This window comes from Paractinoplanes tereljensis (assembly GCF_016862435.1).
Lineage (GTDB): Bacteria > Actinomycetota > Actinomycetes > Mycobacteriales > Micromonosporaceae > Actinoplanes > Actinoplanes tereljensis.
The window spans coordinates 33,535-59,021 of sequence record NZ_BOMY01000002.1; the positions used below are offsets into that span (position 1 = coordinate 33,535).

General features: G+C 70.7%; 31 protein-coding genes. 16 read left to right on the forward strand and 15 right to left on the reverse strand.

From position 1 onward, the window contains the following. Nucleotides 1–48: 48 nt before the first annotated feature. The 3 genes from Ate02nite_RS01425 to Ate02nite_RS01435 form a co-directional block, all read right to left on the reverse strand. Nucleotides 49–1,218, reverse strand: coding sequence for a mechanosensitive ion channel family protein (locus Ate02nite_RS01425; protein ID WP_203797744.1), 1,170 nt, complete (start codon nucleotides 1,216–1,218; stop codon nucleotides 49–51). 94 nt (nucleotides 1,219–1,312) lie between these two features. Beyond that, nucleotides 1,313–2,137 carry a DUF1206 domain-containing protein gene (locus Ate02nite_RS01430; RefSeq protein WP_203797746.1) on the reverse strand — a complete coding sequence of 275 codons (825 nt, stop codon included), beginning with the start codon at nucleotides 2,135–2,137 and terminating at the stop codon, nucleotides 1,313–1,315. Between the two features lie 36 nt (nucleotides 2,138–2,173). Next, on the reverse strand, nucleotides 2,174–2,500 hold the full coding sequence (locus tag Ate02nite_RS01435) for a hypothetical protein (RefSeq protein ID WP_203797748.1): 327 nt from the start codon (nucleotides 2,498–2,500) through the stop codon (nucleotides 2,174–2,176). Between the two features lie 42 nt (nucleotides 2,501–2,542). Here Ate02nite_RS01435 and Ate02nite_RS01440 point away from each other — a divergent pair, with 42 nt between their 5' ends. Next, the gene (locus tag Ate02nite_RS01440; protein ID WP_203797750.1) at nucleotides 2,543–2,827 is read left to right on the forward strand and encodes a GNAT family N-acetyltransferase; all 285 of its coding nucleotides are present in this window, start codon (nucleotides 2,543–2,545) and stop codon (nucleotides 2,825–2,827) included. 8 nt (nucleotides 2,828–2,835) lie between these two features. Here the strand turns inward: Ate02nite_RS01440 and Ate02nite_RS01445 are convergent, their stop codons facing one another. After that, nucleotides 2,836–4,395: a glycoside hydrolase family 3 protein gene (locus Ate02nite_RS01445; protein WP_203797752.1), complete on the reverse strand. Its 1,560-nt coding sequence runs from the start codon at nucleotides 4,393–4,395 to the stop codon at nucleotides 2,836–2,838. 154 nt (nucleotides 4,396–4,549) lie between these two features. Here Ate02nite_RS01445 and Ate02nite_RS49350 point away from each other — a divergent pair, with 154 nt between their 5' ends. From Ate02nite_RS49350 to Ate02nite_RS01475, 7 genes are all read left to right on the forward strand, one after another. Next, entirely contained in the window at nucleotides 4,550–4,681 is a 132-nt protein-coding gene (locus Ate02nite_RS49350; protein ID WP_275422748.1) for a hypothetical protein, read from the forward strand. A 41-nt stretch (nucleotides 4,682–4,722) separates the two neighbouring features. Next, nucleotides 4,723–6,354 carry a RecQ family ATP-dependent DNA helicase gene (locus tag Ate02nite_RS01450; RefSeq protein ID WP_203797754.1) on the forward strand — a complete coding sequence of 544 codons (1,632 nt, stop codon included), beginning with the start codon at nucleotides 4,723–4,725 and terminating at the stop codon, nucleotides 6,352–6,354. A gap of 118 nt (nucleotides 6,355–6,472) precedes the next feature. Further along, on the forward strand, nucleotides 6,473–7,639 hold the full coding sequence (locus tag Ate02nite_RS01455) for a helix-turn-helix domain-containing protein (protein ID WP_203797763.1): 1,167 nt from the start codon (nucleotides 6,473–6,475) through the stop codon (nucleotides 7,637–7,639). A gap of 224 nt (nucleotides 7,640–7,863) precedes the next feature. Continuing rightward, on the forward strand, nucleotides 7,864–8,784 hold the full coding sequence (locus tag Ate02nite_RS01460; protein ID WP_203797765.1) for a helix-turn-helix domain-containing protein: 921 nt from the start codon (nucleotides 7,864–7,866) through the stop codon (nucleotides 8,782–8,784). Nucleotides 8,785–8,876: 92 nt separating this feature from the next. After that, the gene (locus Ate02nite_RS01465) at nucleotides 8,877–10,622 is read left to right on the forward strand and encodes an FAD-dependent oxidoreductase (RefSeq protein ID WP_203797767.1); all 1,746 of its coding nucleotides are present in this window, start codon (nucleotides 8,877–8,879) and stop codon (nucleotides 10,620–10,622) included. Beyond that, a complete protein-coding gene (locus tag Ate02nite_RS01470; protein WP_203797769.1) occupies nucleotides 10,619–11,587 on the forward strand; it encodes a maleylacetate reductase in 969 nt (322 codons plus the stop codon). The genes Ate02nite_RS01465 and Ate02nite_RS01470 overlap by 4 nt, the downstream gene beginning before the upstream one ends. Further along, the gene (locus Ate02nite_RS01475; protein ID WP_203797771.1) at nucleotides 11,584–12,462 is read left to right on the forward strand and encodes an intradiol ring-cleavage dioxygenase; all 879 of its coding nucleotides are present in this window, start codon (nucleotides 11,584–11,586) and stop codon (nucleotides 12,460–12,462) included. The genes Ate02nite_RS01470 and Ate02nite_RS01475 overlap by 4 nt, the downstream gene beginning before the upstream one ends. Here Ate02nite_RS01475 and Ate02nite_RS01480 read toward each other — a convergent pair whose 3' ends face one another. The 3 genes from Ate02nite_RS01480 to epsC are packed head-to-tail and all read right to left on the reverse strand — an operon-like array spanning nucleotide 12,463 to nucleotide 14,484. After that, nucleotides 12,463–13,056 carry a class I SAM-dependent methyltransferase gene (locus tag Ate02nite_RS01480; protein ID WP_203797773.1) on the reverse strand — a complete coding sequence of 198 codons (594 nt, stop codon included), beginning with the start codon at nucleotides 13,054–13,056 and terminating at the stop codon, nucleotides 12,463–12,465. After that, the gene (cysK, locus tag Ate02nite_RS01485) at nucleotides 13,053–13,982 is read right to left on the reverse strand and encodes a cysteine synthase A (RefSeq protein WP_203797775.1); all 930 of its coding nucleotides are present in this window, start codon (nucleotides 13,980–13,982) and stop codon (nucleotides 13,053–13,055) included. Before cysK ends, Ate02nite_RS01480 begins: the two co-directional genes overlap by 4 nt. Then, nucleotides 13,912–14,484 (reverse strand): serine O-acetyltransferase EpsC, encoded by a 573-nt coding sequence (gene epsC, locus Ate02nite_RS01490; RefSeq protein ID WP_203797777.1) that lies wholly within the window; start codon nucleotides 14,482–14,484, stop codon nucleotides 13,912–13,914. Before epsC ends, cysK begins: the two co-directional genes overlap by 71 nt. A gap of 151 nt (nucleotides 14,485–14,635) precedes the next feature. Between epsC and Ate02nite_RS01495 the strand changes: the two genes are divergently transcribed. Genes Ate02nite_RS01495 through Ate02nite_RS01505 form a run of 3 tightly spaced genes read left to right on the forward strand, consistent with a single transcriptional unit; the run spans nucleotide 14,636 to nucleotide 16,389 of the window. Beyond that, nucleotides 14,636–15,139 carry a hypothetical protein gene (locus Ate02nite_RS01495; protein ID WP_203797779.1) on the forward strand — a complete coding sequence of 168 codons (504 nt, stop codon included), beginning with the start codon at nucleotides 14,636–14,638 and terminating at the stop codon, nucleotides 15,137–15,139. Between the two features lie 10 nt (nucleotides 15,140–15,149). Beyond that, complete coding sequence (locus Ate02nite_RS01500; RefSeq protein ID WP_203797781.1) at nucleotides 15,150–16,028, forward strand: AraC family transcriptional regulator; 879 nt, start codon at nucleotides 15,150–15,152, stop codon at nucleotides 16,026–16,028. Further along, complete coding sequence (locus Ate02nite_RS01505; protein WP_203797783.1) at nucleotides 15,979–16,389, forward strand: VOC family protein; 411 nt, start codon at nucleotides 15,979–15,981, stop codon at nucleotides 16,387–16,389. The genes Ate02nite_RS01500 and Ate02nite_RS01505 overlap by 50 nt, the downstream gene beginning before the upstream one ends. Here Ate02nite_RS01505 and Ate02nite_RS01510 read toward each other — a convergent pair. The 5 genes from Ate02nite_RS01510 to Ate02nite_RS01530 all read right to left on the reverse strand — a co-directional run bounded on the left by Ate02nite_RS01510 (nucleotide 16,372) and on the right by Ate02nite_RS01530 (nucleotide 21,173). Continuing rightward, nucleotides 16,372–16,998 carry a response regulator gene (locus Ate02nite_RS01510; RefSeq protein ID WP_203797785.1) on the reverse strand — a complete coding sequence of 209 codons (627 nt, stop codon included), beginning with the start codon at nucleotides 16,996–16,998 and terminating at the stop codon, nucleotides 16,372–16,374. The two genes, Ate02nite_RS01505 and Ate02nite_RS01510, sit on opposite strands and share 18 nt — an antisense overlap. After that, a complete protein-coding gene (locus Ate02nite_RS01515; protein WP_239147052.1) occupies nucleotides 16,995–18,233 on the reverse strand; it encodes a sensor histidine kinase in 1,239 nt (412 codons plus the stop codon). Before Ate02nite_RS01515 ends, Ate02nite_RS01510 begins: the two co-directional genes overlap by 4 nt. 4 nt (nucleotides 18,234–18,237) lie before the next feature. After that, on the reverse strand, nucleotides 18,238–18,978 hold the full coding sequence (locus tag Ate02nite_RS01520) for an ABC transporter permease (RefSeq protein WP_203797787.1): 741 nt from the start codon (nucleotides 18,976–18,978) through the stop codon (nucleotides 18,238–18,240). A 2-nt stretch (nucleotides 18,979–18,980) separates the two neighbouring features. Continuing rightward, complete coding sequence (locus tag Ate02nite_RS01525; protein WP_203797788.1) at nucleotides 18,981–19,883, reverse strand: ABC transporter ATP-binding protein; 903 nt, start codon at nucleotides 19,881–19,883, stop codon at nucleotides 18,981–18,983. A gap of 81 nt (nucleotides 19,884–19,964) precedes the next feature. Next, on the reverse strand, nucleotides 19,965–21,173 hold the full coding sequence (locus tag Ate02nite_RS01530; protein WP_203797790.1) for a glycosyltransferase: 1,209 nt from the start codon (nucleotides 21,171–21,173) through the stop codon (nucleotides 19,965–19,967). Nucleotides 21,174–21,364: 191 nt separating this feature from the next. On the opposite strand from Ate02nite_RS01530, the gene Ate02nite_RS01535 reads away from it, so the two are divergent. Both Ate02nite_RS01535 and Ate02nite_RS01540 read left to right on the forward strand, forming a co-directional pair. Then, a complete protein-coding gene (locus Ate02nite_RS01535) occupies nucleotides 21,365–21,829 on the forward strand; it encodes an SRPBCC family protein (RefSeq protein ID WP_203797792.1) in 465 nt (154 codons plus the stop codon). Between the two features lie 38 nt (nucleotides 21,830–21,867). Beyond that, nucleotides 21,868–22,047 carry a hypothetical protein gene (locus tag Ate02nite_RS01540; RefSeq protein WP_203797793.1) on the forward strand — a complete coding sequence of 60 codons (180 nt, stop codon included), beginning with the start codon at nucleotides 21,868–21,870 and terminating at the stop codon, nucleotides 22,045–22,047. Between the two features lie 110 nt (nucleotides 22,048–22,157). Here the strand turns inward: Ate02nite_RS01540 and Ate02nite_RS01545 are convergent, their stop codons facing one another. Beyond that, nucleotides 22,158–23,036: a dioxygenase family protein gene (locus tag Ate02nite_RS01545; RefSeq protein WP_203797795.1), complete on the reverse strand. Its 879-nt coding sequence runs from the start codon at nucleotides 23,034–23,036 to the stop codon at nucleotides 22,158–22,160. Then, the gene (locus Ate02nite_RS01550) at nucleotides 23,033–23,524 is read right to left on the reverse strand and encodes a MarR family winged helix-turn-helix transcriptional regulator (RefSeq protein ID WP_203797796.1); all 492 of its coding nucleotides are present in this window, start codon (nucleotides 23,522–23,524) and stop codon (nucleotides 23,033–23,035) included. Before Ate02nite_RS01550 ends, Ate02nite_RS01545 begins: the two co-directional genes overlap by 4 nt. Before the next feature lie 98 nt (nucleotides 23,525–23,622). Here Ate02nite_RS01550 and Ate02nite_RS01555 point away from each other — a divergent pair, with 98 nt between their 5' ends. Next, on the forward strand, nucleotides 23,623–23,997 hold the full coding sequence (locus tag Ate02nite_RS01555) for a DoxX family protein (protein WP_203797798.1): 375 nt from the start codon (nucleotides 23,623–23,625) through the stop codon (nucleotides 23,995–23,997). Here the strand turns inward: Ate02nite_RS01555 and Ate02nite_RS01560 are convergent. Next, nucleotides 23,985–24,680 carry a hypothetical protein gene (locus tag Ate02nite_RS01560; RefSeq protein ID WP_239147053.1) on the reverse strand — a complete coding sequence of 232 codons (696 nt, stop codon included), beginning with the start codon at nucleotides 24,678–24,680 and terminating at the stop codon, nucleotides 23,985–23,987. The genes Ate02nite_RS01555 and Ate02nite_RS01560 overlap by 13 nt on opposite strands. Before the next feature lie 97 nt (nucleotides 24,681–24,777). On the opposite strand from Ate02nite_RS01560, the gene Ate02nite_RS01565 reads away from it, so the two are divergent. Together Ate02nite_RS01565 and Ate02nite_RS01570 are read left to right on the forward strand one after the other, a co-directional pair. Beyond that, nucleotides 24,778–24,984, forward strand: a complete 207-nt coding sequence (locus Ate02nite_RS01565; protein ID WP_203797800.1) for a hypothetical protein — start codon at nucleotides 24,778–24,780, stop codon at nucleotides 24,982–24,984. An 83-nt stretch (nucleotides 24,985–25,067) separates the two neighbouring features. Beyond that, on the forward strand, nucleotides 25,068–25,424 hold the full coding sequence (locus tag Ate02nite_RS01570; protein ID WP_203797801.1) for a DUF6401 family natural product biosynthesis protein: 357 nt from the start codon (nucleotides 25,068–25,070) through the stop codon (nucleotides 25,422–25,424). Nucleotides 25,425–25,487: the final 63 nt, after the last annotated feature.

Here is a 25,487-nt window from a genome sequence, read left to right on the forward strand (position 1 = left end):
GGTTTATGCCCTGATCAACTGGACGTCAATCCTGTTGGAGGAAAGGTGTCACCGTCGGCTTACCACCGGAGTGTCCGGGCCGGCGAACTGGTTGCCCCGCGATTCGCCGTCGAGCCCGCCGGAGAACACCCGGCCGTCGTTCGAGATATCGCCGTCGGCCTCCGGCCGGGGCGCCGGCTGCAGCGGCGCGGAGCCGGGTGACGTCACGTCGGCGCGCACTCGCGGGAGGCTCGCGCGCTGGTTCTGCCACACGTACGTCACCAGCCGCTCGCGCACCAGGCAGCGCAGGTCGAACAGCGCCCCGGCGTCGGCCGCGGAGACCAGCGCGCGCAGCCGCACCATGCCGCCGACCGCGTCGGTCACCTGCAGCACGCACACCCGGCCGTCCCACAGCTGCGAGCCCTCACAGACCGCGCGCAGCTCGGTGCGCAGCGGCTCGATCTCGGTGGCCCAGTCCACGTCCAGCTCGGCCGTGCCCAGCACCGCCGACCCGGTCCGGGTCCAGTTCTGGAACGGCTTGGTGGTGAAGTACGAGGTGGGCAGCAGCAGCCGGCGGTCGTCCCAGATCTGCACGGCCACGTAGGTGAGGGTGAGCTCCTCGATCCGTCCCCACTCGCCCTCGACCACCACCACGTCGTCGACCCGCACCGCGTCGCTGAAGGCGAGCTGCAGGCCGGCGAAGACGTTGCCGAGGGTGCTCTGCGCGGCCAGCGCCGCCACCACGCTGATCAGACCGGCCGAGGCCAGCACGCTGGCGCCGAGCGCCCGGATGCCCGGGAAGGTCATCAGCACCACGCCCAGGGTGAGTATCACGATCGCGGCGACGGTGACCCGGCGCAGGATCACCACCTGGGTCTTGAAACGGCGGCGTTTCAGGTTGTCCGGGACGTCGGTGCGCCAGCGTGCCAGCGCGGCGTCCTCCAGGACCAGCACGAGCGCGGCCACCAGCCAGGCGAACCCGGCGATGAACAGGATCACCAGCAGGTGCAGCACCGGGCCGCGGCCGGGGAACTCCCCCGCCGCGGCCCGGATGGCCTGCTGGATCGCGAAAACGGTGACCGTGGCCAGGAACGGGTAGTGGGCGGTGCGGGCCAGATCGGCCGCGAGTTCCGAACGCCGGCCGTATCGGGCCAGCATCCAGTGCAGGAACTCGACGATCGCGATGGTGGCACCGGTGGCCGCCACGACCACCAGTAGGGCGGTCAACAGGTGAGGCACTTGTCATCTCCTCCGGAAACGAGGGGGGACCAGCGATCCACCTTGCCCCGGCGGACGCCGATCGCAACCCTCTCCCGGCGAGATAGGTGCCGGCTCACACTTTGCGGTATTTGGCCTGTGCGAAGCAGTAGATGCCGAACGCCGCGATGCCGAGCCCGATCAGCGCGAGCAACCACACGCCCCACGGGTGACCGGCCAGCGTCTTCAGCGCGGCGTCGAGGCCACGGGCCTTCGCCGGGTCGTAGTTGACGGCGGCGACCACGACCAGGATGCCGGCGATGGCGTACGCGGTGCCTTTGGCGGTGTAACCGCCCATGCCGAGCCGGGTGGTGGACTTTCGCACCGAGGGAGCCATCTCTTGCGTGTTGAGGTGCTTCAGGAACTTCTTCTTGTATCCATAGATGAAGATGCCGATGCCGACCCCGATGACCACCAGGCCGATGAAACCGACCAGCCAGCGACCGCCGGAGTGGGCCATGATGCCGGCCGACTTGTTCTGCTGGTTCTGCGCCATCGACGAGTTGCCGCCGCGCAGGACATTGACCGCGTACCAGGCCAGCATCACGTAGAGGATCGCGCGGATGCCGGAGACGACCCGCTCGGCGATCGCGGTCTTGTCCTGCGGGCCGCTCTCCCCGATGGCGGCCTCGAAGGCCTGCCAGAGGGCCAGGCCGACCATGCCGATCGCGATCAGAACCAGCAGGGCCTTCCCGAAACCGTTGCCGGCCAGGGACTGCAGCGCACCGGACTGGTCGCTCTCCTGCTTGGAGCCGCCGAAGGCGACCTGGACGGCGATCCACGCGAAGATCAGGTGGACGATGCCGTAACCGACGAAGCCGGCCCGGGCCACCATCTCCAGCGGTTTGCTGTCGGCGGCCCGCGATGCGGTGTGCTTGACGTTCGACGTGGCGGAGGACATGCCCCCTCATTGACCGAACTGGACGTCTGACAAACCTCAGTTACGTGACACCTGGAAACTAACGGTGTCGCCGGTAACGCTGTCGAGTGACACCGCGAGGCCCGCGACATTGACCGCCTGCTGTCCCTTGGTCAGGCTGATCTGCTCGCCGGCGACGTCGAGGGTGACCGTGTTGGCGTCGGCGCTGACGAATTTCGCCTCGACGCCGAGCACGCTGGCGCTCGCGTTGACCTCGCGGTCGATGGTGACCGTGCACTGATCCAGACCGCAGTTGACGTTGTCACTGCTGCAACCGGCAAGGAGCGCGAGGCCGAGAACGGCCGAGCTGAGTGCGGCGGCGACGCGCCGGGTGGGCTTGAGCACTCTTGAAGGGTACGGGCTCCGCGCGACCCTAAAGTGAGGGTGGTGAGCGACATCGAGGTTCGTGACAACCCTGCACAGCACCGCTTCGAGCTGCTGGTCGACGGTTCCGTCGCCGGGCTCGCGGCTTACCGCCTCCGCGAGGGCGCGATCGTGATCACGCACAGCGAGGTCAACCGGGAGTTCCGCGGCCAGGGCCTCGGCAACGAGCTGGCCCAGCGCACGCTGGAGCTGCTGCGTTCCCGAGGCGACAAGGTCGTCCCGGTCTGTCCGTTCTTCGCGAAGTACGTCGTGGAGCACCCGACCTACGACGACATCATCGTCGCCTAGCCGGCCGGCTACGCCGCCAGCGGAGCCGGCACCGGGGTCCCGGCGATCAGCTCGGCCGCGGCCCGGCCGCAGGCGCGCGTCGCACCGTAGGTGGCGATGTGCACTCCGCCGAGCACCGTCACCGGGACGCCCATCTCGACCACGATCGCGTCCGGCCGCCGGGCCAGCACCGCGGTGATCACGTCGGCCAGCCAGGCGTGCCGGTGCAGGTCGCGCACGACCAGCACCAGGGTGCGGCCGCCGGCCCCGGCGAGCACGGTCGCCGCCGGGTCGGTGAGCTCGGCCAGGTAGCTCTCGGTGAGCCGGATCGACGTGGTGCCCGGGCGCAGGTCGTCCAGCGGCGCGCTGACGCCCCACGGGGTCTCCTCGCCGACCGCGATGTTGCGCGGCGGCGCGAACTCGACGACGTGCGCGGCGCCGGTGATCGGCAGCGAGACGGCACCGTCGGCGGCGGTGACCCGGACCGCGCGGCGTGCGGCGTCGAAGCCGACCGCCGAGCCGGGCTGGGGCTTCACACCGTTGCCGTTGCCGTTGGTCCGCGGGACGGCGGTCACGCCGGCCCCCCGGCGGGCGGCGGTGGTCCAGGCGGCGAGGCGGCCGACCCGGGCCGCGGCGTCGTACAGCCGCTCGGCCGGCAGCGTGCCGTTGTGCACGGCGGCCACGATCGCGTCGCGCAGCTCGATCGCGGTGTCCTCGCCGGCCAGGCCGCCACCCACGCAGATCGCGTCGGCGCCGGCCGCGATGGCCCGCACGGTCGCGCCGGCCAGGCCGTACTTGCGGGCCACGCCCTGCATCTCGATGCCGTCGGTGACGATCAGGCCGTCGAAACCCATCTCGGTGCGCAGCAGGTCGGTCAGGATGCGCCGGCTCAGGGTGGCGGGCAGCTCCGGGTCGTACGCCGGGACCAGCAGGTGGCCGGTCATCACGACCTTGACGCCGGCCTCGATGGCGGCCCGAAAGGGCAGCAGCTCGCAGGCGTCCAGGGCGGCCCGGTCGCGGTCGATCAGCGGCACCTCGTGGTGCGAGTCGACGCTCGTGTCGCCGTGGCCCGGGAAGTGCTTGGCACAGGCGGCGACGCCGGCCTCCTGGATACCGCGGACGAACGCGGCCGAGTGGCGGGCGACCAGCTGGGGTTCGGCGCCGAATGCCCGTACGCCGATGACCGGATTGTCGGGGTTGCTGTTGACGTCGGTGTCCGGCGCGTAGTCGAGCGTGATGCCGCCGTGGGCCAGCTCGAAGCCGAGGTCACGAGCGACCGCCTCGGTCAGCTCGGGGTCGTCGATCGCGCCGAGGGCCAGGTTGCCGGGCCGGGAGCTGCCGTGCCGGGACTCGAACCGGGTGACGTCGCCGGCTTCCTCGTCGATCGCCACGATCACGTCGGGCCGTTCGGCGCGTAACTGCGCGGTCAGCGCGGCCACCTGGGCCGGACTCTCGACGTTGCGGGCGAAGAGAGCCACGCCGCCGAGACCCTCGCCGATCCACCGGCGAACCCAGTCGGGTGCGGTGGTGCCCACGAAGCCCGGTTGGAGCACCGCGGCCGCCAGCTTCGCCAGTTCTTGGTGGGGCATGGGCCCGTGTACCTCCGCGTCGTCGCGCACGACTTCCCACTCGCATCCTTGCGCGTGGGAGCGCGCACCCCCGTTTGTGCCGACCTATGGTCACACCCAATCCCTATTTAGTCAACAAACCTTCCTATTAGCTGAGAGTCGATACGATGGCGACGTGCAGACACCACTGGCCGCCGGTTCCGACGTCGACTGGTCCGAGATTCACGCCGTACGCCTGCTGGGGGTGGCCCTTGCTTTTCTCTTCCTGCTGTGGGCGATCCGCCGCATGTTCGGCGGCAAGAAGTAGGTCGTTTGCGGGCAACATTCGTGGGGCACAATGGCCGCTCGATGAAACTTCCCGTGTACGGACCTCGCCTGCGCCGCGTCGCCCGGCAGCAGTTCGGCTGGCCCACGCTGCGGCCCGGCCAGTTCAAGCCGATGCGCGCCGTGCTGCGCCGCAAAGATGCCCTGGTCGTGCTGCCCACCGGCGCCGGCAAGTCGGCGATCTACCAGATCCCGGCCGTCCTGCTGCCCGGTCCCACCGTGGTGATCTCCCCGCTGCTGGCTCTGCAGCAGGACCAGATCGCCGCGCTGAACGAGCGGAACGACCCGAAGATCCGCGCGGTCCGGGTCAGCTCGGCCGAGACCCCGCACCAGCAGCGCGAGGCGATCCGGGAGATCCGCGAGGGCCGCGCCGAGTTCCTGTTCATCACCCCCGAGCAGCTCAGCGACCCGGAGCGGCTGGCCGAGGTGCGCGCGCTGAAGCCCGGCCTGATCGCCATCGACGAGGCGCACTGCATCTCGGCCTGGGGTCACGACTTCCGGCCGGACTTCCTGGCGCTGGGCGAGATGATCAAGGAGATGGGCCGCCCACCGGTGCTGGCCCTGACCGCGACCGCGTCTCCGCCGGTCCGCGACGACATCATCGAACGCCTGGGCCTGCGCAACCCCGAGATCCACGTGTCCGGGCTGGACCGGCGCAACCTGTTCCTCGAGGTCGCGTACTGCCCCGACGAGGACTACCGCTGGCGGCGGCTCACCCAGCTGATCGACGCTGCGTCCCGGCCCGGCATCATCTACGTCGCCACCCGGCGGGCCGCCGAGGAGCTTTCCGAACGCCTGTCGACCGCCGGCTACAACGCGACCTTCTACCACGGGGGCATGGCGGGCGGGCTGCGCGAGGAACGCCACGAGGACTTCACCGCCGACAAGATCGACATCATGGTGGCGACCTCGGCGTTCGGCATGGGCATCGACAAGGCCAACATCCGCTGGGTCGCGCACGTCGCCCTGCCCGACTCCCCCGACAGTTACTTCCAGGAGATCGGCCGCGGCGGCCGGGACGGCGAACAGGCCCACGCCATGCTGCTGTGGCGCTCCGAGGACGAGGCCATCCAGCGCTTCTTCTCCGGCGGCTCCCCCGACGAGGTCGAACTGCGCGAGCTGGCCGCGGCGCTGCGCAGCGGCCCGATCACCAAGACCGCGCTGAAGGACAAGACCGGGCTGGGCCCGCGCAAGCTGGGCGCCTATCTCGGCCTGCTGGAACAGGTGGGTGCCGCGGTGGCCGGCTCCGGCAACAAGATGACGGTGCCGAACTTCGCCCCGCTGCCGGCGGCCGCGGCGACCCTGGCCGTCAAGGAGTACGAACGTCAGCAGGTGGTCACCCGCTCCCGCACCGACATGATGCGTGGCTTCGCCCAGGCCCAGGGTTGCCGCAGCCAGACCCTGCTCGCCTACTTCGGCGAACAGATGAAGAAGCCCTGCGGCCACTGCGACAACTGCGTCAGCGGCGCGGCCGCCGAGGTGGCAGCCGAGGCCTCCGACGAGCCGTTCGCCGTCCACAGCAAGGTCAAGCACGGCGAGTGGGGCGCCGGCACGGTGATGGGCTACGAGGAGGACCGGATGACGGTCCTGTTCGACGAGGTCGGCTACAAGACCCTGTCCGTCCCGGTGGTCGTCGAGCACAAGCTGCTGAAGTAGGCGGGGCGCTCCCGGCCCGGCGACATTGGCAGATCTCGCCGCTGGGCAGGCCGAACCCATGGAAACCTCAGGTCAGAATTGGTTGCCGAAATAGAAACCTCCTGACACAGTTGGTTTCATGGCGGGGAAAACGGTGGGTGCGCGGATCGCTGAGCTCCGAGCAGCCAGAGGACTGACCGGCACCGAGTTGGGCGAGGCCCTGGGCCTCACGAAGTCACAGGTTTCGAAGATCGAGAACGGGACTCGCAAACTCGACGTCGGCGAGCTGGCGGTGATCGCGGACGTCTTGCAGGTGACGCTGGCCGAGGTTCTGGGCATGCACCGCAAGGGCCCGCTCGCGCTGGCGGCACGAGTGATGAGTGTCCCGGCCAGCGACGAAACGCTCGCCGCCCGACGCCGCGTTCGCCAAGTGCTCGAGACGGAAGCAGCGTTGGCCGATGCCACCGGCCTGCGCCCGCTGACACGCTCGGCAGCCGCCGAGAAGGTCGCCGAGCGTGCGCTGTCGGAGGCGTTGGCGGACAAGTCCCCGACCGTGGCCGGCTCGCGCCTGGCGGAAATCGTGCGTGAGGAACTCGGGCTCGGGTCCTCTTCGATCGCCGACCTGCCGGCGCTCTGCGAGCGGCACTTCGCACTGAACATGCTGGCTTGGCCGACCGGCACGGCCGTCAGCGGCCTGTGCGCCCAGGGCACGGACATCGCCGTTGTCCTGATGAGTTCGTCGTACTCGCGCGGACACCAACGGTTCACCGGTGCGCACGAACTCGGGCACCACATCCTTCACGATCCGCGCGAGGTAATCGTCGAGAGCGACCTCTTCGTCGTCAACAGCCCGGTTGAGCGGCGCGCCAACGCCTTCGCGGCGGCACTGCTGATGCCACCTCAGGGGCTTCGCGAGGTGGCCGGCGGGCGGAAGATCGACGAGGCGGTGCTGACCGAACTGGTACACGAATTCGACGTCAGCTACACCGCGCTGATCCACCGGCTCGCCGACCCTGTTGCCGGGCTGCTGAGCAAAGACGAGCGGGACGCCTGGCTTGCCCGAAGCGCGACGGCGGTGTTGCGGGTCGGCGGTGATCTGGACCCACAGCGATGGACGACCGCAGACGAAGGAACGCGCATCCCGCCCCGTTTGTGGGCCGCCGCCCAGCTGGGATATCGCCGCGGGCAGGTGGGCCTCGGCGTGCTCAGCTCGCTGTTGGACGAGGACGCCGACGAGTTGTACCTACGGCTGGTCGAGGCGGAAATACTGCCCCCGGCCGTGCCGGACGACCTCGCGGACCTCTGATGCTCGACTCCGAAACGTTCCTGTTCGACACCTGCGCGATCATCAACCTGTCGTATTGCTCGCCGGTCGCCACCGTCGTTCGGCGCCATCTACCTACAGGGCGCCCGCTCTGGTCTCCCATCACATCGGGAAGCACCGAAAACGAGCCGAAGGCGGGACTTTCGCTGGGCTTTCGGCCGGGTGGCCGGATAGCGTGTGACTGCCGACACACGCCGGGGGTGACCGTGACGCAGCTGGTGAGCTTCAGCACGGCGGAGCTGCCGGCTGCGCAGCGCATCGGGCTCTGGGAGGACCACAACCGGGACGCCCTGATCGGGCTGCGCTGTCGCATGATCAGTGAGGTGCCGTTCGAGGGCACCGAGGTCAATCTGCAGCTCGACCGGGTGCACCTGGCTCGGGTTCGGGGCACCTCACACGTCGTCGAGCGGCCGGCCGAGGTGATCCGGGCCAGCCCGGCCGACTCGATCGCGGTCTACCTGACGGTGTTCGGTGAGGCGTTCTTCTACCACGACGACGGCGTGCTCAGCCTGCGTCCGGGGCAGGCTCTGATCTGCGACGCCGACCGGCCGTTCATGCGTGGCTTCTCCCGCGGTCTGGAGGAGTTGGCGATCAAGGTGCCGCGGGCGACCTTCCGCGAGCTGACCGGGCTCGACGCGCTGTCCGCCCCGCTCGTGCGCGACTTCGCCCAGGGAGATGCGGCGGCCCGCACCTTCGCCCGGCTGATCGACCGGGCGCTGCGGCCCGGCGGCGACGAAGCGGTCGACGAGCAGACCGTGCTGCACCTGCTCGCGAGCATGACCGGGCGCAGCACGGCCGACCCGGCGACGGTGCACCTGGCCAACGCCCGTGCCTTCATCGAGGACCACCTGACCGACCCGAGCCTGAGCGCCGCCCGGGTCGCGGCCGGCATCGGCATCAGCGAACGGCACCTGTCCCGGGCGTTCGCCGCCGCGGGCAGCAGCCTGCCGCAGTTCGTCCTGGTGCGCCGCCTCGAACGCTCTCGGGCCCGGCTGGTGGCCGGCCCGCGTGCCACGATCGCCGAGGTGGCGGCGGGCTGCGGGTTCGGTTCCGCCGCGTACTTCTCGCAGGCATTCCACGCCCACTTCGGCGTGCGTGCTACCGACGTACGCCGGGCTGCGATTTAAGGGTTTGGTTTTTCCGCCACGCCTTCGGATTTCCGCCGTGTTACCGGCCCGGGTCTTGCCGGGGGTGCCCCTGGCGTTCGCAGACTGATCGCATGATGGTGACGACCGATGTCCTGATCGTTGGTTCCGGCCCGGCGGGGGCGGGTGCGGCGCTGCTGCTGTCCACCCTGGGCATTCCCAACCTGATGATCACGAAGTACCGGTGGACGGCCAACACGCCGCGGGCGCACATCACCAACCAGCGCGCGATGGAGGTCTTCCGGGACGCCGGCATCGAGGACCAGGTGCAGGCCGACGCCACCCCGCACGAGCTGATGGGCGACACGGTCTTCTGCACCTCGATCGCCGGCGAGGAGATCGGCCGCATCCTCACCTGGGGCACCCACCCGGTGCGGGAGGGCGACTATCGGGTCGCGTCGCCGTGCCTGCCGGTCGACATCCCGCAGAACTATCTCGAGCCGATCCTGGTGCGCAACGCGACCGAGCGCGGCACCCAGACCCGCTTCTCCACCGAATACCTTTCCCATCGGCAGGATGGCGAGGGCGTGGATGTGCTGGTCCGCGACCGGCTCACCGGTGAGGAATACACGATCCGGGCCAAGTATCTGATCGGCGCCGACGGCGCCCGGTCGATGGTCGCCGCCGACCTCGGGCTGCCGGTGGAGGGCGCGATGGACATCGCCGGCTCGATGAACATCACCTTCAAGGCCGACCTCGCCGCGCACGTCGGGCACCGGCCCTCGGTGCTCTACTGGGTCATCCAGCCCGGCTCCAACGTCGGCGGGATCGGCGCCGGCCTGGTCCGGATGGTGCGGCCGTGGAACGAGTGGCTGATCGTCTGGGGCTACGACATCAACGGGCCGGCGCCGGTCGTCGACGAGGCCGCCGCCACCGCGATCGTCCGCAACCTGGTCGGGCTGCCGGATCTCGAGGTCGAGATCACCGGCACGTCCCTGTGGGGCAACAACGAGATGTACGCGACCCGCCTGCACGCCGGCCGGGTGTTCTGCGCCGGTGACGCCGTGCACCGGCACCCGCCGTCGAACGGGCTCGGCTCGAACACCTCCATTCAGGACTCCTACAACCTGGCCTGGAAGCTCGCCGCGGTGCTGCGCGGGCAGGCCGGCCCGTCGTTGCTGGAGACCTATACGACCGAACGCGCCCCGGTGGCCGAGCAGATCGTGAAGCGGGCCAACAGGTCGTCGCGCGAGTTCGTCCAGTTCTTCGAGGTGCTCGGACTGCTCGACGCCGAGGACGAGGCCGAGATGGCGGCCCGGATCGAGGAGCGCAAGGCCAACACCCCAGCCGGCGCGGCCAAGCGGGCCGCACTGGTCTCGGCGATGGAGCTCAAGCACTACGAGTTCAACGCGCACGGCGTGGACCTCGGGCAGTTCTACTCCTCCGCCGCGGTGGTCTCCGACGGCAGCACCCGGCCGGCGCCGCGGCGCGACCCGGAGCTGTACTACGAGCCGTCCACGGTTCCCGGCTCGCGGCTGCCGCACGTCTGGGTCGGCGACGCGAAACGCCGGGTGTCCACTCTCGACCTGGCCCCGATGACCCGGTTCACGCTGTTCACCGGCATTGCCGGGGAGGCCTGGGTGGCGGCCGCCGAGAAGGCCGGGGCGGAACTCGGCGTACCGGTGACGGCCATCGTGATCGGGCCCGGCCGGGCCGTCACCGACCTGTACTACGACTGGGCCCGGGTGCGGGAGATCGAGGAGGAGGGTGCGCTGCTGGTCCGCCCGGACAAGCACATCGGCTGGCGGTCGGTGCGGCTGCCCGGCGACCCGCACCGGGCGTTGCACGATGCCCTGTCGGCGATTCTCGGCCGGTCATGAGCCTGCGCTTCACCCACGAGACACTGCCGCAGCGGGTGGTGTTCGGGCCGCACTCGGTTCTTCCGGAGGAAATCGCCCGACTCGGAAAGCGGCCCCTGGTGATCGGGGACCGGGCCGGTCTGCTGCCGGACGCGCCGCACTTCACCGAGGTGGCCATGCACGTGCCGGTCGAGGTGGCTTCGCGGGCTCGGGAGGCCGCGCACGACGCCGACGTCCTGGTCAGCATCGGTGGCGGGTCGACCACCGGGCTGGCCAAGGCGGTCGCGCTGACCACCGGCCTGCCGATCGTCGCGGTGCCGACCACGTACGCGGGCTCCGAGGCCACCAACGTGTGGGGGCTTACCGAGGGCGGCCGCAAGACCACCGGCTCCGACGACCGGGTCCTGCCGCGCACGATCGTCTACGACGCCTCGCTGCTGCTCTCCCTGCCGGTCGAGTTGAGCGTCGCCTCGGGGCTCAACGCAGTTGCCCATTGCGTCGACTCGATGTGGGCGCCCCGGGCCGACCCGATCAACCGAGCTCTTGCGCTCGAAGGCCTGCGTGCCCTGACCGACGGTCTTCCCCGGTTGGGTGAGTTCGCGGGCCGGGAACAGACGCTCTACGGTGCCTACCTCGCCGCGGTGGCGTTCGCCTCGGCCGGCTCCGGGCTGCACCACAAGATCTGCCACGTTCTCGGCGGCATGTTCAACCTGCCGCACGCCCAGACGCATGCCGTGGTGTTGCCGCACGTCCTCGCGCTGAACGCCGCCGGGGCCCCGGAAATCTCGCCGGCCGATCTGCAACGTCTCCTCGACCGGGTCGGCGCGCCACGAGCCCTGCGCGACTACGGACTGCGTGAGAGCGACATTCCGGGCGCCGTCGACGCGATCCTGGCGGCGGTGCCGCCCGGTAATCCCGTGCCGGTCACCGCCGGCAACCTCACCGAACTGCTGCGCCGCGCGTGGGCCGGACAGGAGCCGCAATGAGCACCGAACAGGAAACCCGCGAGTCGCAGCTGGTCGACCGGGTCGTCGCGTCCTTCGACGGCACCCCCGACCCACGACTCAAGGAACTGATGCAGGCCCTCACCCGGCACCTGCACGCGTTCGTCCGCGAGGTCCGGCTGACCGAGGCGGAATGGCAGCAGGCGATCGCGTTCCTCACCGCCACCGGACATATCTCCGACGACCGGCGGCAGGAGTTCATCCTGCTCTCCGACGTGCTGGGCGCCTCGATGCAGACGGTCACGGTCAACAATCAGGCGTACGGCGACGCCACCGAGGCCACCGTGTTCGGCCCGTTCTTCGTGGCCGGCTCCCCGGAGATCCCGCTCGGCGGCGACATCTCCGGCGGCGCGGCCGGGCAGCCGTGCTGGGTCGAGGGGACGGTAACCGACGCCGCCGGCAAGCCGGTGCCGCACGCCAAGATCGAGGTCTGGGAGGCCGACGACGACGGTTTCTACGACGTGCAGTACGGCGACGACCGAACCGCCGCCCGCGGCCACCTGCACACCGACGCGGACGGCAGCTACCGCTTCTGGGCGATCACGCCCACGCCGTACCCCATCCCGCATGACGGCCCGGTGGGCCGCCTCCTGGCCGCCACCAACCGCTCACCGATGCGGGCCTCGCATCTGCATTTCCTGGTCGAGGCCCCGGGCCTGCGCACCCTGGTGACGCACATCTTCGTCCGCGGCGACGAGCTGCTGGCCGCGGACAGCGTCTTCGGCGTACGCAATTCGCTGGTCAAGGATTTCCAGGCACAGCCACCGGCGACCCCCACCCCGGACGGCCGCGCCCTCAGCGACCAGCCCTGGTCCCGGGTCCGCTTCGACATCGTCCTGGCGCCGGCCGCTGCTTGATCAGACCCGGGCCAGGAGGGCGACCAGGAAGTCGGCGCCGGGGTGGAAGGGGCGCAGGTCCCAGGTGCTCAGCAGGACCTCGGGGCGCAGGCCGGCACCGGCCGCGTCTTCGAAGAAGTCGTGGAACTCGTAGCCTCGGCCGGCGCCGAAGCCGATCGCGGCTCGGCCGTCGGGGGCCAGGTGGGCGGCGAAGTTGCGGAGGACCTCGGCTCGGGTGGACGGGGCCAGGAAGGTCATCACGTTGCCGGCGCAGACGATCACGTCGAAGCCCGGGGGTTCCAGCTTGAGCTCGGCCAGGTCGCCGACCAGCCAGGTGGCGCCGGGGTGGTCGGCCTTCGCGGCGGCGATCAGCTCCGGGTCCAGGTCGACGCCGACCACCTCGTGGCCGGCAGCCGCCAGGTGACCACCGACCCGGCCGGGGCCGCAGCCCGCGTCCAGGATGCGGCGGCCGCGCGGCACCATGGCGTCGATGAGGCGGGCCTCGCCGGCCAGGTCGTCGCCGCGCTCGGCCATGTCGCGGAACCGCTTGATGTACCACTGCGAGTGGCCCGGGTTCTCGGCGATCTGCTGCAGCCAGAGGTTGTCGTTGGTCATACCTCATTCTCCCCGGTGAACAGCGGGGTGCTCAGGTAACGCTCGCCGGTGTCGGGCAGGACCACGACCACGAGCCGGCCGGCGTGCTCGGGGCGCCAGGCCAGCTCGGCGGCGGCGTGCAGGGCGGCGCCGCCGGAGACGCCGGCCAGGATGCCCTCGGTGCGGGCCAGCCGGCGGGCGGCCGCGCGGGCCTGCTCGACGTCGACCTGCACGATGCCGTCGTAGACGGTCGGGTCGAGCACCTCGGGGACGAAACCGGGGCCGATGCCCTGGATGCCGTGTGGGCCGGGGGCGCCGCCGGAAAGCACCGCGGATTCGGCCGGCTCCACCGCGTACACCTGGATCTCGGGTTTCTTGGCCTTCAAGACCTGGCCGACGCCGGTGAGGGTGCCGCCGGTGCCGGCCCCGGCGACCAGCAGGTCGATCTGGCCGTCGGTGTCGTTCCAGATCTCCAGTGCGGTGGTGCGCCGGTGCGCGTCGGGGTTGGCGGGGTTGTCGAACTGGCGGGGCAGGAACGCCGACCGGTCGGCGGCGATCGCGGTGGCCCGGGCCACCGCGCCGCTCATGCCCTCGGCGGCCGGGGTCAGGACGAGCTCGGCACCGTACGCGGTGAGCAGCGCTCGGCGCTCCACGCTCATGCTCTCGGGCATGGTCAGGGTCAGCCGGTAGCCCCGGGCGGCCGCCACGAGGGCCAGGCCGATGCCGGTATTTCCGCTGGTCGCCTCAACGATGGAACCACCCGGTGACAGTTGGCCGGCCGACTCGGCGGCCTCGATCATGGCGAGCGCGATGCGGTCCTTGACGCTGCCGCCCGGGTTGGCCGACTCGAGTTTGGCGATCAGGCGGGCGGGGATCTCAGGCTCGAAACGGGCCAGCCGCACCAGCGGGGTCCGGCCGATCAGCTCGGTGATGTCGTGGTGAATCATGGGTGGCTCCTCGCAGTTTGGTGCGGGCGGGGACGTCGGAGAGGACGAGGCAGTGGGCGCCGATCTCGGCGTCGTCGCCGATGTGCACCGGGCCGAGCACGGTGGCGCCGACGCCCAGCACCACGCGGTCGCCCACACTGGGATGCCGGATGCTGCCCTTCGGGTCGCGGTGCCAGCCGCGGCCGCCCAGCGTGACCCGGTGGTAGATGGTCACGTCGTCGCCGATGCGGGCGGTCTCGCCGATGACGACCCCGGCGCCGTGGTCGATGAAGAGGCGTCTTCCGACGACGGCGCCGGGGTGGATCTCGATCCCGGTCAGCAGGCGGATGACCTGGGAGATGAGCCGGGGCAGAAAGGGCAGGCCCCAGCGGTGCAGCCGGTGGGTCAGGCGGTGGCCCCAGACCGCCCAGAGACCGGGGTAGAGCACGACCTCGGCCGCGCGGACACCGAACAGAGCCGGGTCACGCCGGTAGATGGCGCGCAGATCGTCGAGCACGCTCATGATCAGGACGCTATCCCGGCCGGTTACCCGCCGATCAGGGCCGAAAGCCCTATGCTTTCTGCCGCTGCCCGATCGGGGTAACCGCGGATGATCCGTTGATCCGCGGGGTAAGAGACCAGCACCTTCGCTCCCCGGACGTTAGGAACCACCTGTGACCGACCAACCGCTGTACACGAAGCTGGGCTTCACCGACGCCGAGTGGGGCCTGCTGGTCGGGTTGCCGCAGTCGGTGCTCACCGCGGCCAGCGTCGCGACCCCCGACAGCGCCCGCAAGACCCGGCACGAGAGCGAGGCCGGCCTCGACGTGATCTCGGACGCCCGCGCGTCGGCGAGCCTCCTGGTCTCGTCGGTCGCCACCCAGCTGGTCTCCGCGGTCGGCGACCCCGAGCTGGGCGAGGAACCGCCGGTCATCGAACCGAGCGACCCGATCGGGTACGCCGAGGACGTGCTGGGCCGCGCCGCCGAGGCGAACGCCCTGCTCGCCGCGAAGGTCGCGCAGGCCGACGCGGAGACCTACAAGCACTGGCTGGTCGAGATCGCCGAGTCGGTGGTCGGCGCCGCCTCCACCGGCGGGGTCCTCGGCCTCGGCGGCGAGACGGTCACCGACGACGAGCGCGCCTTCCGCGACGACCTGGCGAAGGCTCTCTCCGACTAGGCTGCGATAGGTGAGCGTCGACGAGTACGCGCAGGCCAGGCCGTCGGCCGCGCTGCTGCCGTACGTCGGTTTCTACTCCGGCTACCGGCAGCGCGGCCTGGCCCCGGCCACTCATCGGGGCCTTCCCTCGCCGTACCTCACCCTGGTTTTCACCATGGACGACCCGCTGGACGTGGCCGCCCACCCGGACCCCCGCCAAGCTCCCGGCCGGTACGACGCGCTGCTCGGCGGGCTGCATCTCAGCCCGGCCCTGCTCACCCACCCCGGACGGCAGTCCGGGGTGCAGGTGGCGCTGCGGCCGCTCGGGTGCCGGGCCCTGTTCGGGTTGCCCGCCGCGGAGCTGGCCGGGATTGACGTGGACGCCGCCGCGGTCGTCGGCGCGTCGGCGGTCGCGGAGATCCGCGACCGGCTGTGTTCCGCATCGTCGTGGCCTGACCGATTTGCTGTTGTTGACGACGTTTTGAGGCGGCAGCTGCGATCGATCCGCGTCGCACCGGAAATGCTGCATGCCTCGCGGCGCCTCCTGCGGAACGAGGCGCCGGTGGCGGTGGTGGCGGCCGAGGTCGGCTGGAGTCCGCGCTATCTCACCGACCGGTTCCGGGCCGAGATCGGGCTGCGGCCCAAGGAGGCCGCGCGGGTGGCCCGCTTCGACCGGGCCCGCCGGGCCATCGGTCCCGGCACCCGCCTGGCCGACGTGGCCGCCGCGCACGGCTTCGCCGACCAGTCCCATCTGGTCCGCGAGTTCCGGGCCCTGGCCGGGTGCACGCCGACCCGGTGGATGGCCGACGAGTTCGGATTTGTCCAAGCCACCGCCCGGCTGATGGCCGAGGATCGAGAGCATGACCGACTCACCACCACCGCAGGTTTGGCCGACGCTGCGGGCCGATGACGCCCGTGCCCTGATCCGCTTCCTGGTCGAGGCGTTCGGCTTCGAGGAGGCCGTCGTCTACGGCGAAGGTGACCGGGTGGATCACGCCCAGCTCTCCTGGCCGCTCGGCGGCGGCATCATGCTCGGCTCGGCCCACGACCGAGGCCCGGACGACAAGTGGTCGCTGCGCCCCGGCACGTTCGGCGCGTATGTGGTCACCGACGACGTCGACGCCCTCCACAAGCGAGCCACCCAGGCCGGCGCCGAGATCATCCAGCCACCGCAGGACACCGACTACGGTTCGCGAGAGTTCGCGGCCCGCGACCCGGAGGGCAACCTGTGGTCGTTCGGCACCTATCGAGGGTCACTCCCGGCGAAGTAGGCCCTGTTCGAACGCCGCGGCCACGGCAGCCGCGCGGTCGCGTACGCCTAATTTCGCGTACGCGTGCAGTAGGTGGGTTTTGACTGTTGCCTCGCTGATGAACAGCTGCGCCGCGGCCTCGCGGTTGCTGTTTCCCCGGGCGATCAGCGTGAGCACCTCGATCTCGCGGGCGCTCAGCGGCTCTTTCGCCGGCGAGCGCAGCGAGCCCATCAGCTTGCCGGCCACGGCCGGCGACAGCACCGACTCGCCGCGGTGGGCCGCGGTGACCGCCCGGAACAGCTCCTCCCTCGGGGTGTCCTTGAGGAGGTAACCGGTGGCGCCGGCCTTGATCGCGGGCAGGACGTCCCGGTCGGTGTCGTAGGTGGTCAGGACCAGGACGCGGGCGTCGGAGCCCTGTTCGCGCAGCGCCACGATGGCGCTGACGCCGTCCATCTCGGGCATGCGCAGGTCCATCAGCACCACGTCGGGCGAGACGGCCCGGGCCACCGCCAGGGCCTCCCGGCCGTTGCCGGCCTCGCCCAGCACCCGGAACCGGTCGTCGCCGGCGAACATGCCGCGCAGGCCGTCCCGGACCACCGGGTGGTCGTCGACGATGAGCAGGCCGATCATGCGGCGGCTCCCATGGTGATGGCCGGCACGCAGGCCGACACGGCGGTGCCGGCGCCGGGTTCGGATTCGACCGCGAGGGTGCCGGCGATGCGCAGCAGGCGCTCCCGCATCGCGGCGAGGCCGAACGATGACGTCTCTCGTGGCGCGGCCGGGTCGAAGCCGGTGCCGTCGTCGCGCACGTCCAGGGTGACCACATCCTCCATGTACGACAGGGTCAGCGCGACCCGGCCGGCGTCGGCGTGCCGGGCCACGTTGGCCAGCGCCTCCTGGGCGGTGCGCAGCAGCGTCGTCTCGATCTCGGGCAGCAGCGGGCGGGCCGTGCCGGTGGTGATCAGTTCGGCTCGGACGCCGTGGATCGAGGACCAACCGGCGACGACCTCGTCGATCGCCTCGGGCAGCGCCGACGCCTCCAGGGTCTGCGGGCGCAGCGCCTGCACCGAGCGGCGGGCCTCGGCCAGGCTTTCCCGGGCCAGGCCCTTGGCGGTGCCGAGGTGGCGGCGCCAGGCGACCGGGTCGGTGGCGGCCGCGTCGGCCGCCTCCAGCTGGGTGACGATGCCGGTCAGGCCCTGGGCCAGCACGTCGTGGATCTCGCCGGCCATCCGCTGCCGCTCGTCGTGCACGCCGGCCTCGCGGGCCTGGGCCAGCAGCTGGGCGTGCAGGCCGGCGTTCTCCTGGAGGGCCGCTTCGAGACGGGCGTTCGCCTCGGCGAGCTGCTCGATCATCTCGGCCCGCTTCTCCGACTGCTCGTCGGTCATCGTCGACAGGTACGTCATGGCGTTCGCGATGACCAGGTTGAACAGCAGCACCACCGCGAAGTAACCCCACGAGTGCGGGTCGCCGATCGCCTGGAAGCCGTTGGCCTGGGAGACCGCGGTGGCGAACGCGACGAGGGTGCCGCCGATCATCCGGTCGCGCTTGCCGCGCAGGGCGTACGCGGTGAAGAGGTAACCGGTCCAGGCGAAGAACCCGAACAGCGGGCTGGACCAGACCAGCAGGTAGATCAGGACCACCTGGCCGGCGAAGAAGATCGTCATCCGGCGGCGGTCGAGCTCCCAGGCCGGGTGCAGGGTCACCCACCAGAGCATCCAGGCCGCGGTCGCCGTCACCAGCACCGCGATCACCGGGTAGGGCAGATGCGCGGCGCCGGCCGGCACGAGCGCGGTGGAGCAGGCCAGCGCACCGTACGGCACGTAGGTCAGCATCCGGCGCCACTTGTCGAGCCGGCGCAAAGTCACCCCCTCAGGACCAGCGGAACAGGCGAGCGGCCGCCAGTCCGAACACGACCAGGTAACCCACCAGCACGGTAGCCGACAGCGCGCTGGGCCAGTGGCCCGTCATCGCCTCGTGCACGGCCCGCTCGCCGGCCCCCAGCGGGGTGAAGTCGCTGATCCGCTGCAGCACGTCCGGCATCACCTCGCGCGGTGTCCACAGGCCGGCGAAGAACATCAGCGGGAAGAACAGCAGCGTGCCGACCGAGTTGCCGGCCTTGCCGGTGGGCACCAGGGCCGCGATGAACAGCCCGATCGCGAAGACGCCCAGCGCCGCCAGGAGGAAGGCGAGCACGAAACCGGCGAACTGCGCCGGCAGCGGCACGTCGAACAGGATCCGGCCGGCCGCGAGCGCCAGCGCCACCGACAGCACCGCGGTGATCAGGGCGGCGGCGAGCTGCGCGGCGAGGAGCAGGACCGGGCGTACGGGAGTGGTGCCCAGCCGCCGGAGAATGCCCTTCTCCCGGTAGGTGGCCAGCGCCATCGGGACGACCTGAAGGCCCAGCATGGCCAGGGTCAGCAGGACCGAGATGCCGACGTAGACGTCGATGACCCGGATGCCGCCCAGGTCGTCGGAGGGTTCCCGGAAGGCCGGGATGCTGCCCAGGATCACCACCAGGATGGTCGGGAAGAACAGCGTGAAGAACGCGGTCACCGGCTCGCGGGCGTTCAGCTTGAGCTCGGTCAGTGTCAGTTTGGTGAAGACGCGCATGGTCACTCCGTCCCGTCCCGGCCGGTCAGCCGGACGAACGCGTCGTCCAGGCTGGCCTGCTCGATCCGCAGGTCGTTGGCGATGATCTGGTGGGTGGCGAGCACCGAGGTGACCGCGTGCAGCAGGTTGCCGGTGCCGACGACCTCCAGCTGACTGCCGTGGTGGCGCACCTCGCGCACCTCGGTGAGCTTGGTGAGAAGCGCGTCGTCGAACGGTTGCGACGGGCGGAACCGGATGGTCTGCTCGACCGCGATCCCGGCGACCAGGCCGGCCGGGGTGTCGAGGGCGACGACCTGGCCGCGGTCGATCACGGCGATCCGGTCGCAGAGCCGCTCGGCCTCCTCCATGAAGTGGGTGACCAGCACGATCGTCACGCCGGTGTCGCGGATCGACTCGATCAGGGCCCAGGTGTCCCGGCGTGCCTGCGGGTCGAGGCCGGTGGTCAGCTCGTCGAGGATGGCGATCTTCGGGTTGCCGATCAGTGCCAGCGCGATCGAGAGCCGCTGCTTCTGGCCGCCGGAGAGCTTGCCGTACCGGGTGCCGAGCTTCTCGGTCAGGCCGAGCTCGCGGGCCAGCGCCCGCCAGTCGGCCGGGTCCGGATAGAAGGTGCGGTAGAGCTCGAGTGCCTCCTGGACGCTGAGCTTCTCGGGCAGCTGCGACTCCTGGAGCTGGACGCCGACGAGCCGGCGCAGCTCGGGGTCGCGCGCCTCGCGGCCGAGCACGCTGATCGTGCCGCCGTCGGGGGTGCGCAGACCGGCCACGCACTCGACCGTGGTGGTCTTGCCGGCACCGTTCGGGCCGAGGATGCCGAAGATCTCGCCACGCTCGACGGCGAACGAGACGTCTCGTACCGCGACCGTGTCCCCGTATTGCTTCCGCAGATGATTGACCTCGATGACTGGCATGCATCGAGCTTCACAGTTGCCGGACCGCGGCGAATCGACCGGCGAGCGAGCCTTCCGATCAACCAGTTGGTGGATGCCGGGCTACGCCATGGCCTCGTTCGCGTCGGTCGCGTCGGGGGTGCCGCCGCGGCGCAGCCCGGCGACGGCCGAGTAGACCGAGCCGACCTGGGAGGCCACCCGCCGCCACGAGTACGCCTGGCGGGCCCGGTCGAGGGCAGCCGTCGCGTACGCGAACCGGCGCACCTTGTCGTTGACCAACCGGCGCAGCGCCCCACCGAGGGCCCGGGGGTCACGGGCCGGCACCAGGTCACCGGTGAGCCCGTCGACCACGGCCTCGTTGAGCCCGCACACCGCGGTGCCGACGATCGGCACCCCGCAGGCCATCGCTTCGAGCGCCGACGATTCCAGGTCGTCCTGCCAGTGCGCGGCCACCAGCACGTCGGCCGAGCGGTACCAGCTCGGCATGTCGGCCGCCGGCACCCGGCCGACCAGCCGGAACCGGTCGGCGACGTGCAGTTTCTCGGCGAGCGCGCGCAGCTTGCGGGCACCGGGGTCGGCGGGCAGCGCGTCGGCGGCCGGGCCACCGACCACCACCACCTCGGCGTCCGGCACCCAGCGCATGGCCTCGATGACGTCGCCGAAGCCCTTGCGCTCGACCAGCCGGCCGACCGAGAGAATGCGGGGGCGGGCCGAGTCACGTTCGACGGCCGGGCCCTCGGGGGTGAAGCGTTCGCTGTCGACTCCGGCCGGGACCACGGTGAGCTGGGCCCGGGGAACGCCGATGCGCACGAGTCCGCGTACTTCGTCCTGGGTCTGCACGACCACCCGGTCGACCGCCCGGCCGAGCGCCCGTTCGTAGCCGGCCCGGGACGGTTTTCCGTCCGCCGCCGGCAACGCCTCGCCCAGTTCGTGGAAGGACTGCACCACCGGGACGCCGACCTGGCGGGCCGCGGTGACCGCGGCCAGGCCGCTGGTCCAGAAGTGGGCGTGGACCACCTCGGGGGTCCAGCCGCCGTTGCGCCACTTGTCCTCGAGCCAGCGGGCGAACTCCCCCATGTAGGGCAGGAGGAGGTCGGGCGGGACGACGTGGGTGGGGCCGGCCGGCACGTGCACGACCCGGATGCCGCCCGGCGTGGTGATCTCGTCGGCCACCACCGGGTCGTCGCGGCGGGTGTAGACGCGCACCTCGTGACCCTGCTCAGCCAGGGCGAGCGACAGGTCGGCGACGTGGGTCTGCTGGCCGCCGTCGCCCAAGGGGCTGGCGTGCTCGGAAATCATCGCGATGCGCACGTGGTCCCTCCGGTCGGGCTGCGGTAACGCGGTGCAGTTGCCCTTAGCCCAAATCCGTAAACATCAGCCGCCTCCTACCCTAGAACACCGCGATGAGCTGCGGAGATCACATTCATCGACGCTCGCCTCGTTTAGCACTCCATCACCCGGGCACGTCTTGAACAACACCACAGCAAGGAAGGGATGCACCCATGAGTACCGTGACCGAGTCCGTCGACGTCGACGTACCTGTGCGTACCGCGTACAACCAGTGGACCCAGTTCGAGGAGTTCCCCCGGTTCATGGACGGCGTCCAGGAGATCCGCCAGCTGGACGAGACCCACCTGCACTGGAAGACCGAGATCGCCGGCGTGAAGCGCGAGTTCAACGCCGAGATCACCGAACAACTCCCGGACGAGCGGGTGGCCTGGAAGGCGACCGACGGCGAGAAGCAGGCCGGCGTGGTGACCTTCCACCGCCTCGACGACACCCACACCCGGCTCACCGTCCAGATGGACTTCGAGCCGGACGGCATCGTCGAGAAGACCGGCGCCGCGCTCGGCGTCGTCGATCACCGGGTCAAGGGCGACCTGCGTCGCTTCAAGGAGTTCATCGAGGACCGCGACGGCACCGAGACCGGCGAGTGGCGCGGCCAGGTCGACCGCCCGGGCATCTGACGGGGTTGATCGCCGGCCGGCCGGGGTAGCTTGACGCCATGACGCATCCGACAGACGACGGCGTGTGGCGCGACGAGCAGAAACTCCCGCTCAGCGAGCTGGACCAGGCGATGGCCACGTGGGACACCGACGGCCAGAACGACCCGTCGGACAACGAAACCGGCGCGGAGCCGACCGACGACGAGCCGAGCACGACCGGCCACACCGGTCCGAACTAATCAAAATAGAATAATACGGGCATCGAACACGGTCCCGTAGCTACAGCGAGATCTGACTGCCACACCGGCCGATCACCGGGCTTCCGGCCCGGTGGTCGGCCGGGCTCAGATCAGCCCACGGTCTGGAACGACCGCTTGGCGAAGCCCATCATGTAACCCTCGATGGCCGTCCGCACCGGCGCCGACGGGTCGGTGGCCGCACCCAGCGTCACGAACAGCGGCAGGTAATGATCGGGCGTAGGGTGCGCGAACGGCATGCCGGGCGCCCGCTGATAACCGGCGAGCGCGTCCACGTCACCGCGACTGAGCGCATCGGCCACCCACGCGTCGAAGTCGGAGGACCAGCCCGGGACCACCCCGTGCAGCATGTCCCGGGTGACGAACGGCAGCCCGTGCGTCATGAACCCCGACCCGATCACCAGCACGCCCTCCTCGCGCAGCGAGCGCAGCCGCGAGCCCAGGGCCAGCAGCCGATCGGGGTCGTGGGTGGGCATGCTCAGCTGCAGCACCGGCACGTCACCCAGCGGGTACATCGCCATCAGCGGAACCCAGGCACCGTGATCGAGCCCGCGCCGCGGATGCTGGTGAACCGGCTCGGTGTCGGGCATGGCCGCGGCCACCCGGCGAGCCAGATTTTCTGCGCCCGGGGTGTCGTAGGTCATCGAGTAGTAGCGCGGGTGGAAGCCACCGAAGTCGTAGACCAGCGGGGTGTGCGCCGCGGCCGACGACAGCATCAGCGGCGCGCTCTCCCAGTGCGCCGACACGATCAGGATGCCGGCCGGCTTGGGCAGCGACTGCGCCCAGCCGAACAGCTGGCGCAGCCACGGGCCGTCGTCGAACAGCGGCGGCGCGCCGTGACTGAGATAGAGCGCCGGCATCGGCCCGTCGGCGGGCGTCCACGGCCGTTGCGCGCGAGCCGCCGGCAGCGCCTCGACCAGGAACTCGTCGTAGGCGCCGGCCGGGATCGCCGGGTTGAAGAGGTCACTCATGAGTCGGCCTTCCGGGAGGGGCAGGGTTCGCTGGGGGCGATCACCCGCATGATGCGGCGGCCGGCCTCGCCGAGCTGCCGCTGCTGTGCCTTGGTCAGCGGGTCGAACACGAACTGGCGGACGGCCTCGACGTGGCCGGGTGCGGTCGCGACGACCTTGTCCCAGCCCTCGTCGGTGAGGATCGCGAGGGTGTACCGCCCGTCGGCCGGGTCGGGGGTGCGCCGCACCCAGCCACGCTTCTCGAGCCGGGACACGACCTGGGACAACCGTGGCAGCGAACCCTCGGCGACCGCGGCCAGCTCACTCATCCGCATCGTGTGCTCGGGCTGCATCGACAGGCCGGACATCACCAGATATTCGAAGTGGGTGACCCCGGCGTCGCGCTGCAACTGGGCGTCCAGCGCACCGGGCAACCGCATCAGGACGCCGGCCAGAGCCATCCAGGTCTCCTGCTCATCGGCGTCCAGCCAGCGCGGTTCGCTCTCCATGCCGCCCATATTAGCTTAATGCTTGAAGTGCCAATCACTTGCGCCGTGAAGTCATAGTCGCGTACGTTGCGCTTCACTCATTAAGTCATGGAGGACCCGTGAATGTCGTTTTGTGGATCATCGCCGGGCTGCTCGCCCTGGCCTTCCTGGCCGCCGGCGCGATGAAGCTGCTTCAGCCCAAGCCGAAACTGATCGAAGCCGGGATGGGCTGGGCCGCCGACACCAGCGACGGCACGGTCAAGCTGATCGGCGCGGCCGAGGTGCTCGCCGCGATCGGGCTGATCCTGCCGGCCGCGCTCGACATCGCCCCGATCCTGGTGCCGCTGGCCGCGCTCGGCCTGGTCATCATCATGATCGGCGCGATCGTGGTGCACGTGCGCCGCAAGGAGAACCCGATGGCGGCGGCCAACGTGGTGCTGCTGATCCTGGCGGCCGTGGTCGCCTGGGGACGGTTCGGTCCCTACTCCTTCTGACGCGTGCGCAGGGTCAGGGTGCCGATCGCCGCGAGCGCCCTGATCGCGTACCGTCCGGAAGCCGCCGGCCGGCCCAGGGTCTGCCAGACCGTCCCCGGCGGGGAGGCCGGCCCGCCGGGCCAGGCCCCGGCGCCCTGATCGAGTTGCACCCGCAGCGGGGTGCCCGCCTCGGCCGTCACCACCGCGCTGCCCACTCCCCCGCCCAGCGTGATCGGCACCGGCCCGTCCGCGGCCGGCAGGTTCAGCTCGACCAGGCCGGAAGCGCCCAGGTCGAGCCGGGAGATCCGGCCCCGGCGCAGGTCCAGCTGCTGCTCACCGGCGCCGGCCGGGAGGCTGATCTGCCAGCGCACCTCCCGGTTCAGCACGATGTGCACCTCGTCCGGGCCATCACCCCCGGCCGGCCGCAGCGACACCCCGACCCGGCCGTTCGCACTGGAGACCTGCGGAGTGAGGCCGGAATCGGCCGGCGTGCTGATCCGGTACAGCAGGCCGGGCAGCGTCGCCAGCACCACCCGCACCCGGGACGCCGCGTCCCGGACGGTCAGATAGCCGCCGGTCCGGCCTAGCAGAGCCCCGGCCACGACATGCTCCGACGCCGGCGCGGGCGGCACCGGCTCGGGTTTCCGGTTCAGGCATCCGGACACGGCGCTGAGCAGCGACAATGCGACGATGAGGCGAATCATTGAGCCGCATGGACGCAAGGCAAGGGGCACCATCGGACAACGGAGAATCGGCCGAACGGGTGACGGCGATCTGCCCCGATCGAGACAAACTTTCCGAATGCGATCTGCCGGATTCCTGTCTGAACGTCAGCGCCGTCTCGCTTGGGTCGGCTTCATGCTGGCCGCCTTCCAGGCGCCCCTGGCCGCCAAGTTCGTCGAGGACGCGTCCTGGCTCTTCGCCGTCGTGGTCGCCATGGTGGTCGCCACCGTGATCCTCGCCGACGACGCCCAGCGCCGCCGCCCCGAGGCCGTCGAGGAGAACTAGCCGGTCCCGCCCGGGAAATCCTCAACCAAGCTGCACCGTTGGGGAGAACCGTTAACTACCCCGGGCTCCGTAACTTTTCCCTCATGAATGGCCTGTTCAGCGGCGCCGCCGCCCGTGCTGCCCTCCGTTCCGCCAACGCTTGCCTCGCCGAGCTCCACGAGACCGTGGGAGTCAGCGGCCTTGCCGCCGCCGACACCAACCCCGGTCTGATGGCAGTCGTCGACCAGCACGCCGCCGGCGTCCGCGACAGCCTCTCGGCGGACACCCGCCCGCTGACCGCGGTGCTGCTGGCCGCGTACGCCGAGGGCGTACGCGACGCCGCCTTCACGCACGGCTGGCGCCCGCCGGTCGGCCCGCTCGACTGGGCGGACAACGACTGGGTCATGCAGCGCCTGCTGGCGGTCTGCTCCCTTGCCCGCACGCTGCCGACCGCCAACTGACCTAACCACAACCGCTACAGGCTTGCCGTCACACCGGGGCCGGCGCCAGGGAAACCTGGCGCC